At 65.1% G+C, this 11,245-nt stretch carries 5 protein-coding genes and 1 pseudogene; 4 read left to right on the top strand and 2 right to left on the bottom strand.

Translation table 11 applies throughout. From position 1 onward, the window contains the following. Positions 1-16: 16 nt before the first annotated feature. A pseudogene (locus tag ACIOJD_RS27330) lies at positions 17-265 on the bottom strand (LacI family transcriptional regulator); the annotation flags it as partial. A gap of 170 nt (positions 266-435) precedes the next feature. On the opposite strand from ACIOJD_RS27330, the gene ACIOJD_RS27325 reads away from it, so the two are divergent. From ACIOJD_RS27325 to ACIOJD_RS27315, 3 genes are read left to right on the top strand one after another with little or no spacing between them, the layout of a single operon-like run. Next, positions 436-5,088 (top strand): AAA domain-containing protein, encoded by a 4,653-nt coding sequence (locus ACIOJD_RS27325; protein ID WP_401918341.1) that lies wholly within the window; start codon positions 436-438, stop codon positions 5,086-5,088. Further along, positions 5,085-5,924 (top strand): hypothetical protein, encoded by an 840-nt coding sequence (locus ACIOJD_RS27320; protein ID WP_401918339.1) that lies wholly within the window; start codon positions 5,085-5,087, stop codon positions 5,922-5,924. The genes ACIOJD_RS27325 and ACIOJD_RS27320 overlap by 4 nt, the downstream gene beginning before the upstream one ends. A 58-nt stretch (positions 5,925-5,982) precedes the next feature. Continuing rightward, positions 5,983-7,332 (top strand): hypothetical protein, encoded by a 1,350-nt coding sequence (locus tag ACIOJD_RS27315; RefSeq protein ID WP_401918337.1) that lies wholly within the window; start codon positions 5,983-5,985, stop codon positions 7,330-7,332. 1,078 nt (positions 7,333-8,410) lie between these two features. Here ACIOJD_RS27315 and ACIOJD_RS27310 read toward each other — a convergent pair. Then, a complete protein-coding gene (locus tag ACIOJD_RS27310; protein WP_401918335.1) occupies positions 8,411-9,112 on the bottom strand; it encodes a hypothetical protein in 702 nt (233 codons plus the stop codon). A 1,091-nt stretch (positions 9,113-10,203) separates the two neighbouring features. Between ACIOJD_RS27310 and ACIOJD_RS27305 the strand changes: the two genes are divergently transcribed. Continuing rightward, entirely contained in the window at positions 10,204-11,220 is a 1,017-nt protein-coding gene (locus ACIOJD_RS27305; RefSeq protein ID WP_401918333.1) for a glycoside hydrolase family 11 protein, read from the top strand. Positions 11,221-11,245: the final 25 nt, after the last annotated feature.

Here is an 11,245-nt window from a genome sequence, read left to right as displayed (position 1 = left end):
TCTGGTCTCATTCATGGTCGAGTTCGTGCAGTTGCCTCTCGACACGCGGAGCCGGGACGAGCGAACTCGGTTTCCCGACCGCCGATTTCGCCCCGCGCATTCCCGTGTAGCCCGGAGGACGATGGCGACGAACTCGTCGTCGCGGCCAGACAGCAGGGCGGCGCGTTCGACGGTCAGCTGGATGCCGAACGGATCGGCGACCGCCTTCTCAGATCCCCCGGTCCCGAGAGCGGCCGGCGCGCTTGCCTCGCCCGCGTCCTCTGGCTCCGAGTAGCCTCCGAAGGCCCCGAAAAGGCACTCGAAAGCCGGAAAACAGTTACGCCGAGCATATCAAGCCTACACAGCGCGCATATCACGCCATTTTCCCGAGATGCGTTGTCCCTCCTGCCCGGCAACCTCATTCTGGACGGTTCGCCACCATTCGAAGGGGGACAGGTGAACGTGCCACGCCGTGCCGCAAACGATCCTGACGTCATTGGGCAGACCACTGGACTGATCGGTTTCCTCAAAGAGGTCGTGCAGAGCAGCCACAACCGTCTACGTGATGACCGCCGTACACGGGAGCGCCTATGGCTGGCTGACCTTCCGACCTCCGTGCGCCGTCCGTCGGACCGGGTCGACGGACTGCTGCTCACGCTCGACCATGTACCGCAAACGGCGCCACCTCCCTTGCCTGAAGTGTTGGAGGAGTGGGTGTCCGCTGAGCAGTGCCAGGACCCGGATGGCGGTGATCCGACACTCGCTGGCGAGGGGCCGCCGGGGCAGGAACTTGCACGGTCGACGGACAGCCCTCAGCAGTGGAAGGAAGAAGCGGAGGATCACACCGTCCGCCGGGAGGAAGCAGCTGACGTTCTCCGGGCCTATGGGCCTTGGCTCACGCGCTGGCGACACTGGGCGGAGCGGGAGCGTGCGGAACGGGCTCTCCGAGAGCTCTACGAACAGGTCTACCACTGGCACCAGAAGCTGGCACAGCAAGATGATCAGCTCGAACTTGTCCTGACCACTGGCCTCTTGACGTGGAGCGACCCGCGCGGTGACGCGGTGCACCGCCACATACTTACCCACCGGGTGGAGACGTCAGTCGACCGCAAGACTGCCCAGCTCGTGGTCCGGCTGACAGCCGAGGGAGCCGTGCGGCTTGAGGACCAAGCATTCCTCGACACCGATGACGGCTGGGCCCCCGAGCGTTCGGCCGCGCTCGCGGAAGAGATCGCCTCCCAGTCACTGCACCTACTGGGCCAAGAGGTTCTTGAGCAGCTGGCCCAGTGGCAGGACCGGGCTCTGCAGCGCCCGGTCTCGTTCAGTGCCGAGTGGCAGCCGCCACGTGAGCCCGAGGCAGGCGCGCGGCTCACCTATGCTCCGGCGCTCGTACTGCGTCCACGGGACCGCAACGCCCTGTTGAGCTTCTACGACCGGATCGCGGACAACGTGGCCTCCGAAGGGCATGCCCCCTTGGGGCTGGCTCAGCTGGTGCTGCCCCTGAACTCCGAGGAACGATCCCACTGGGACGTTCGCGAGATCCCGCCGCTGTTCGGAGATGACCCACTCTTTCCTGGAAAGACAAACGAGCGACAGCGGAGTGTGCTGCAGCGGCTGGAACACGATACGGGCGTGGTGGTGCAGGGGCCGCCGGGCACCGGGAAGACGCACACGATCGCCAACCTGGTCTCAGCCCTGCTCGCCCAGGGGCAAAGGGTCCTGGTGACCAGCGCCCGCGACCAAGCCTTGACGGTACTGCGGGACAAACTGCCACCTGCAGTGAGGGACTTGTGTGTCCTCTTGCTCAGCTCGGCGCGGCAGGACGGGGCAGACGAACTGGAACGCACGATCAACTCCCTGACCGACCAGGTCGCAACCAGCGACCCCGATCAGCTGCGGGACGAGATTCGTCGGCTCTCCGCACGCCGGGAAGAGGTGCGGGGAAGGATCAGCTCGCTCACCGAGCAGGTGATCGCGGTTCGGGAAGCAGAGATCTATCGCCATCCGGAAATCGCCCCTGGATACGCCGGCACCCTCGCGGCCATCGTCCAACGCGTCATCGACGGCACCGAGCACTACTCCTGGATCGGCCTGATTCCGGACCAAGGGCAGGCCGCCTCTGTTCCGCCGCTGTCTCCCGCACAGGCGGGGGAACTGCTCAGTCTGCTGCGCGACGGTGCCGCCGAGCTGCGCGTAGAGGGCACTCTGCCTGAACCGGGCTCTCTCCCCTCCCCGGAAGACCTGGCCGACGCACTCGCGGCCAGTTGCATCACCGATGACGGACTGTCAGCCGAGGAGACCGTCATCCGCGACGACCTCGCCCGGCTCGACGCCTCCGTCACCGACGAACTCGCCTCGCTCGCGGGTAGCTGCCGCACGGCTCTTCATCACCTCGGCCTGCCACCGTCAGCCAAGCAGTGGGATACGGACAAATGGATCACCAAGGCCCTTTCCGACAGGCTCTCCCGCGACGGCCTCGCGCTATGGCAGAGAGTCTCCGACGCGGAAGCTCAGCTCGACGCCATCACACGGCAGGTGGACGGGCAGGGCATGAAGCGCGTCCACCTGCCTGAGCGCCTCCCCGCCGACCGAGCCGATGAGATGCTTGCAAGAGGAATCGCTTTGCGCGAGCATCTCGCCTCGGGCGGCAAGCTGCGCGCTCGCGGAAGCTTCCGCGCTGCTAAGGCGCAGAAATCCGCTCAGGATCTTCTGGACACATGCACCGTCAGCGGCCACTCACCCGAAACACTGCAGGACGTCGAGGCCGTTCTCGCCCACCTGCGCGCCCACTCCACGGTTGCCGCGCTTGCCGAACGTTGGGCCCAGGCCGGAGCTCCCCTTCCCGAAGGGAAGCTTGAACTCCGCCTGGCCGCACTGGCCGAGGCCCACGCCCGCCTGGCGCACGTCGATGCGTTCGGCGCGTCCCGTGAGCACATCGACGAACTGCTCGTGCGTCATGGTCTGCACATTGCTCTCACATCACGTAAGACATGGCAGGAGTTCACCAACGCGCTATCCGCCCTCTCCAGCCGCCGGACCGCGGACGAGGCCGCCGGCCGCCTTGCCGCTTGGGAGGAGCAACTCCGTACCCCGCTTGATGGCTCTCGACCCGGCGCAGAAGCACTCGCCGTCGCCCAGGCTGTCCGGGAGCAGGACACTGACCGCTACGCAAAGGAACTCGACGCACTGCGGGAGGCGCATCGGCGTGAGCATCGACAGCGCCGGTGCGGCGTCCTTCTGGAAGGCGTTCGTACGGCGCACCCTCTGCTCGCCGACCATCTGACGCGGCACCCCGACGATCCGGCATGGGAGGCTCGACTGGACTCACTGGCCGAGGCATGGGCCTGGGGAGCGGCTTCCGCCTTCGTACGCCGCCAGCGATCGCAGGGGCGCGAACGTCAGCTTGAAGGCGAACTGTCTCAGTGTGAGAGGAGCCTCGAGTCGCTGACCGGCGAACTTGCCGCTGCCTGGGGCCGGTTGCATTGCCTTGAGCGTATGACTCAGGAGCAGCGGTCCGCCCTTCAGGCTTACCGCAACCACATGGCCTCGTACGGCAAGGGAAAAGGCCGCAACGCGGGCCGCTACCGCGCTGCTGCGCACGACGCCATGCGGACGGCGCAGGGGGCGGTACCCGCGTGGGTCATGCCCATCTCGCAAGTCGCCGAGACAGTACTGCCCCAGCGGGACGCGTTCGATGTGGTCATCGTCGACGAGGCCAGTCAGGCGGGAATGGATGCTCTGTTCCTGCTTTGGCTCGCCCCGCGCGTGATCGTCGTCGGAGACGACAAGCAGTGCGCGCCCCCGGTCAGTGGCATGGGCCGCACCCAGGCGATCCATGACCGACTTGTCTCCCACCTGCCAGACATGCCGCCGATGCTGCGCACGCTCTACGGCCCCGCCACAAATCTCTACCAGTTGTTGTCCACCTTCTTCCCGAAGGTGATCCGGCTGGAGGAGCACTTTCGGTGCATGCCCGAGATCATCGGCTGGTCCTCGCAGACCTTCTACAACAACAAACTTCAGCCGTTGCGCCAGTACGGCGGTGAGCGCCTCAGACCCCTCGTGACGCACTTCGTCGAAGGAGCCGTGGCCCAGGGACGCGACAGTCGGCTCCGCAACCTGAAGGAAGCCGAGGCCATCGTCGACTGTCTGGCCCAGCTCGTGGAAGACCCTGCCTACCGGGACAAGACCATGGGGGTCATCACCCTCCAAGGACCGATCGGGCAGGTCAAGCTCCTGGAACAGATGATCAATGCACGTATTCCGGCACCAGTCCGCGAGCGCCACAAGATCCGTATAGGCAACCCGGCGTCGTTCCAGGGAGACGAGCGGCACATCATTCTGCTGTCGATGGTCGCCAGCGATCCACCGCGTATTGCCGGCGGTGCGCGCAGTGAGCGGCAGGCTTACAACGTCGCTGCGTCCCGGGCCCAGGACCAGATGCGGCTCTTCTACTCGGTTCCGCCGGACCGCCTCAAGCAAGGAGACCTGCGCCTCAACCTCCTTGCCTACATGGAAAACCCGCCGGCCGCACTTGCCGCCTCCGACGATATCGGGGAGGTGTCCACCGAGGTCCCGCAGAAGCCGTTCGAGTCGCTCTTCGAGCAGCACGTCTACTTGCGCCTGAAGGCTCGCGGATATCACGTCATCCCGCAGTGCCCGGCTGGAAGCAAACGCATCGACCTCGTCGTCATAGGCACTCGCGGACGTCTGGCCGTGGAGTGTGACGGCGACCGGTACCACACGACACCCGAACAGATCCGGCACGACGAACAGCGTGATCGTGAACTTCAGCGGGTGGGCTGGACGTTCTGGCGCCTTCCCGAGAGCGAGTTCCGCTTCGACCCAGACCAGGCCCTGTCCGGCCTGTGGGAGGAGCTGAACCGGCTGGGCATCCATCCGGCTACTTTCCGTGGCACCGATGACGGGTCCCGGTCGGCCCCTGCAGCCTCCGGCACGCAATGGACCCCGCTCGACCTCTCCTCCGACGAAGGGCTGGCCGAGGATCCGGCGGAGTCCCCCGACCATCCCGACACGACCGATCCCGTCACCGCCCTCGACACGACAGAAGTCGACGAGACCAACGACACCATGGAAGGCACAGCATGATCCAGCAGTCCCCCATCGGCATCCTGGACGGCAACACCCTTGAGGAACTGGCCCGCGTCATCTGCGGCGACGAGCACCTGTATTACCGCAAGGGCTTCGAGATCGCGCGCTTCCTGGAACACGCCGGCTGGCAGAGGGTTCCGGAGTACGACGGCGAGTATCGCAAGGAGTGGACGCTTGCCCGGCTCACCGAGCGTCGGGAGGACCCGACCGACCTGGAAAAGGTTCTGCTCCGACTCGCCGACCCGCGCGAATACTTCGACGAGCCCGAACAGCTGCCCTCTGTGGTCGCCGCCGTCAATGCCTTCCTCGTCCACGAAGGAGCCCGTCTGGAGAACCCCGGCGGCCGACCTCGTCTCGTCGCTTGCGACCCCTCACTCAACTACCCGGGCAACCAGGGGCCGGTCGAACTCAGAGCAGCCATGACCGATCTCATCAACAACAAGGACATGGCGACACTCCTCCAGCACCGCTTGGACGAGGCCCGCACGTGCTACGCCAACGGCGCTCACGTAGCCGCCATCATCATGCTTGGCAGCCTCCTCGAAGGCGTCCTCGTCCATGTGGTCCAGGAACGCGACGCCTCGCTGCTCGGCCGGACGTCTCCGGACAAGGTAAGCCTGGACACCCTGATCAAGACCTGCCACGACGCGGGCTGGATCGGCGCCGACGTCGAGCGCTTCTGCCACGAGCTTCGCAGGTATCGCAACTTCGTCCATCCCCGCGCTGAAATCCGCGAGGCTCATGCCCCCGACCGGGACACGCTGAACATGTGCTGGCCCGTGGTCAATGCGGTCCTCAACGACCTTGCCGAATCACAGCCTGAAACAGCTTAGCCCTGCTCGGCTGCGCCTTTGTCCTGCAGCACGCACGTGATCCGGTCAAGGAGACAAGTTGAAGAAGGCAGCAGACGTACTGACAGAACTTTCGCAGCCGTCGAACGTCGCGACTCACTCCAGCATGGCGCTCGTCGGCAGTGTGGACACGGCGGGCGCCGATGAGGACAAGAGGAGGAAGGAGAAAGAACTCGACGCGCTACGCCGCAAGCCGAGGCTCCAGGCCATCCCCACAAGGGAAATCGGCTCCTTCCAGCTGGCCCCCTGGGATGTGCTCCACACGCTGGCACGAGCGGCGGCTCTCGCCAGGCGAGGAGCGGGCCGCGGACTCGCCGAGCACTGGGGAAGCCTGAAGTACAGCCAAGCGCTGACCGGGAGCTCGGACGTCTACATGAAGCTCTCAGCCGAAGGCCGCGAGAACGCGGACTACTACAAGGCGCTCCAGTCGGACGAACTTGGGATCGGCTTGGGTCTTGCGTTGGCCAAGCAAGTCTTGACCCGCCGCTATCCGCAGCACATAGTGTCGATCATCCCGGCCGACACAGCCCTGCGCGCAGGCTGGGCCTTGACCAGCAGGGACAAGGGCCCCCGAGCTGGTTATCGGTATCGTCCACGGTTCTTCGCCGAGATCTGGAAGCCCGGTGAGCCGTCGCGTGTCTTCCCGATCGAGTCCAAGGGGAACCACAGCAACGCTGCGACGTCTCACGAGCAGCTCGCCTCTGCCTCCGCGCACGTGGAGGCAGTGCACATCGGCTCATGGAACGAAACTCCGAGCCTGGTAATCAGCACGGAGCTCCCCGCTGAGGGCCCTCTCACCGTCCACGCTCTGCATGCCGCCGGAAGAGACGGACGACTGAACCACTCGGCGGAGAGTACCGGGAGGAACATTGACCATTTCACCGAAGACGAGAACTTCTTTCCTGGCATCCAGCCGCTCACCGAAGGCGACAGGGCTCCGCAGAAGGAGCCCGGCTTCCACGTCACGCCGGAGCGCCGCCAGTGGTTCGGCAACGTCCTGGCACGCACAGCAGCTGCCGGGCTGACCGCCTTCGCCGGAGACGGCGAGGCGACCGTCCAATATCTGACCAAGCGGCAGGGCAACCGCCACTTCGCCGGCTTCGCACACGCCGCCACAGGGAGTGTTCAAGACGCGCGTGCGGAACTCCTCGGTATGCAGTTCGTCGGCACAGACCACGTTTTCCGACTGAACAGAACACGCGTCGAAGCGTTCTCCGGGGTGGCGAAAGACCTCTTCCGCCACCTCGAAGGAGGCAGGGTGGAACAGTATCGCCGCGAGGTCTACGCCCGACGAGACACCTGGCCTGTCGCCACATGGGACAGCAAGTGGCAGGGACCCGTCTCGATGAGCCCTGACGGATCCGTGTTTGCCATGAGAGTGCTGACCTGAGTCATGTCGGAGCCAACGCGCCTTCCGAGGCCATCGCGGCACCGCAGCTCACGGACCAATACCAACCAGTCGACCTGACAGACGCTTGCGTGAGCGATGCGTGAGCGGACGGGGTAGCACGAACCGCTCGTGCAAGGACCACGGCTCGTACCGCCCCATGCTGACCAGGCAGAACACCACCACTCACCACAACCGAGCACCCTCCGGCAAGGATTCGATCCCACTCCTAAAGCGGGTGTCGCAGGTTCGAATCCTGCCGGGGGCACAGAGGAATACCAGGTCAGGAGCCCTCCCGTCCGGCGGACGGGAGGGCTCCTGCGCTTGCGGCACATAGACTGGAGCCCAGTCGGTAGCGGGTGGCGCTCGGACCGAGACGCGAGCTCCGGTGATCACCACAGTTCCCGGCACAGCCGCTATATCCCCGACGGATCCTTAAGCGACCTGCGAACGGCGGCGGGCTCGGGCCTCGCGCCAGCATACGACGGCGGCGGCCTCGTACCGGCAGCAATGTCACCGCCTGACTCGCCCCTGTAGGGCCTCGGCTGGGCTGTGGTCACCCACGCCGCCGCCTACCTACCGCGCATGGCTGCACGCCCAGGCACCATCGCCAGGGACGTTGACTTCTGGCGCGTGGGCGGACCGGAGGCCGCCGGCGCGAAAGGTGATGAGCAAGGCGGTAGTCGGGAAGCTCCAGGCAGCGGAGGAGCCGCCCGTTCTCGCGGTGAAGGCCCGCCCGGTTCAAGCGGTCCTCAGTCGGCAGGTCCAACGCTCCGAAATACCTTCTCGATCACCGTGCTTCTTCATGGCCTCCTGGTCATCTCGACCAGTTCGTCCCTCGTGCCTGCCTGTTGGCGTTCGGTCCGGTGTAGGGATGTCGTGCGCGGGGTGTAATTGGAACCGCGTCCCCGGCGCAGCATGACTCTGACGCGCCATCTCGTTGAGCGTCGCTCCGCTCAGGGCGCTGTCAGTGACTCGGCTCATGCGACTCCCACATGTTCCGCATCTGCTCACGGGCCTGATCGGGAGCGGGGACTCGTTCAAAGGCACCCGGGGCAACCCGATGAATGACGTCGATCCCCTAATGGTGCAGAAGATGGCGTTCCTTGGGCTCGAGCGGTTGAGGGAAGAGCGCTGCGAGGCGACCGACCGCACTGGGAGCGTATCGCGCGTAGTCGAGCAGTTGAGCCAATGCCTCACGTACGTAACTACGCTCGACGCGTGACTTCGCCTCGATGATTTCGCTTCCCTCTGGACCGTTCAAATAGATGTCACAGATGCCCGCCACACTGGCGAAACGTGTTGCTGTCGTGTCGGTGAGAGTTCCGCAGAATTTGTTGACCAACGCCGATTCGTCCCGGTTGAAGAGAACCTGTTGTGCAGCCCGCTCGACCGTCGTGGAGCGGGTGTGCTGTCGCTCCACCGGCAACTCGCGGACTGTGCCGGACGGCGCCACAGCGCCGGCGTCCTCCAGAGCCGTCCCGGTTGTGATGAGAAGACCGTCGATTCCTGCGCGGGCCCGCTCACCTGTCAGCACCAACTGCCCTGGGTACTGGAAGTTCGACTTGTAGCCGAGGAGAGCGCTCAACGTGACGTACGGAATCTCCGCCGGCCCGAACTGGCACAGGCTGTAGACCGTGTGCCAGCTCTCGCCACCTTGCTTCGGCGGCCACATCGCGTCGGCGAAGGAGCTGTTCCGGAAGATGGCCCCGATCTCGCCGATGGCACGTACGTGGTTCTTCCCGGTGAAAAGCACTACGTCACCTGTGGAGACTTCCGCCATCCTGCCGTCGTGGGCTTGACGTGGCACCCCAGAAGCGGGCCCGCCCGCCCGGGTGGAATTCCTTTAGAGGCCCCAGCTGATCGTCCCTCAGCCTCTCGGCGTACTTGGGCTCAGTGAACGGCACGGGCTGGTCCAGAGTGTCCATCCAGTATTGGCGCGACTCGGCACGGCCGAACGCAGGGGAGACCAACAGACGTGTCACGAAGCCTGAGTCGACGGGGCCCTTCCCTGCCTGGGGTCACTCGATCTGGAAGCCAGGTACTTGACGAGGAACACCTCCCCGCCGCAGTCGTCATACTCCGCCAGTGTTTGCAATACAGCGTCACGGGTGACGTCAGCGATTCCCACGATCAGATCATATGACCATTAGTTGACGCGGAGATGGTCGGCATCAGCATCCTTTGAGCCGAAGGCCGCTCCCTCAGCGCACGGACCGCAGCGCCGAGTTGAACGGCCTGACGCCAAAGCGAGCTGCGTGGAAGCGAGTCGAGCTGTGTGTTGACGCTCGAGCACAACCGGCCCTGGGAGAGGCCAAGTGTGCGGGAAGGGACGGGAGCGCGCGTGGGTAGGGTGCGGCGTCCATACCGGACGAGGACGGATCACGTACCGGGGACGTCATGCGGATCCTCCACCACGCCCCGCACCGCTCATTCGACCGGAAGAGGCTCCGAAACTTTCGATGGACTGCCTCACATTTTTGATCTTACGCATGGGGCTCCATCCATCAACTCCGTTCATCTCAGCCGTACCTGACCATTGAACTGGCCTAATATCGTCCGGAGGGATCTCCGACCCAGGAGAATGTTTCGCGGCACTCGCCGAAACTGTTGACAGTCAACGAGGCCAGACCAACACTGTTCGCCGTCGACAGACCTCAATCACTGTCGATCCGGGTCGCCCTCGCGACGCCCGTGCGCGAAGCCGAAGCGGTCGCCCTCATCGCCTGCTCACCGACAACGAACCAGATCCGACAACCGCCCGGCACCACCACCCGCCCAGCACCGCCACCCGCCCAGCACCGCCACCCGCCCGGATCCGTGTCTCACTTCCTGGCCCCCCACCGGCCTCATGAGGACGAGGAGGAAACACACATGCACAACGCACCCGCCCACCCGACGAGTCACAGACACAACCGATCAGGGCCGCTCAGCCGCTTCAGGCTGCTCATCAGCAGCGCCTGCACCATGCTGCTGGTCGCCTTGGCCGCGATGACGCTGCCCGGCACCGCCTACGCCGACACGGTCATCACCACGAACCAGACCGGCACCAACAACGGCTACTACTACTCGTTCTGGACCGACAGGCCCGGCACGGTCTCCATGAACCTGGGCTCCGGCGGCAGTTACGGAACCTCGTGGAGCAACACCGGGAATTTCGTGGCCGGCAAGGGCTGGAGCACCGGCGGACGCAGGAGTGTGACCTACTCCGGCACCTTCAACCCGTCCGGCAACGCCTACCTGGCGCTCTACGGGTGGACCTCGAACCCGCTCGTGGAGTACTACGTCGTCGACAACTGGGGCACCTACCGGCCCACGGGTACGTACAAGGGCACCGTCACCAGCGACGGCGGTACGTACGACATCTACAAGACGACGCGCTACAACGCACCGTCCGTCGAAGGCACGCGCACCTTCGACCAGTACTGGAGCGTCCGGCAGTCGAAGAGGACCGGTGGAACCATCACCACCGGCAACCACTTCGACGCATGGGCCCGCGCCGGAATGCCCCTGGGCAGTTTCAGCTACTACATGATCCTGGCGACCGAGGGATACCAGAGCAGCGGGAACTCCAGCATCACGGTGAACGGGGCCGGTTCGGGTGGTGGCGGAGGCGGTGGGAACAGCGGTTGCGCCGCGGCCCTGTCCGCCGGAGAGCAGTGGAGCGACCGCTACAACCTCAACGTCTCGGTCTCCGGTTCCAGCAACTGGACCGTGACCATGAACGTGCCCTCCCCGGCGAAGGTCCTCTCCACCTGGAACATCACCGCCGGCTATCCCAGCGCACAAGTACTGACCGCCAAACCCAACGGCAACGGCAACACCTGGGGCGCCACCATCCAGCACAACGGCAACCGGACCTGGCCAACGGTCTCCTGCAGTGCGACCTGACCTCTCGATCCCCCAGGCTGGAGGA

This window comes from Streptomyces sp. NPDC088116 (assembly GCF_044741745.1).
Lineage (GTDB): Bacteria > Actinomycetota > Actinomycetes > Streptomycetales > Streptomycetaceae > Streptomyces.
Note: the sequence above shows the minus strand (reverse complement) of the source record. Positions and strands in the feature narration are given on the sequence as shown.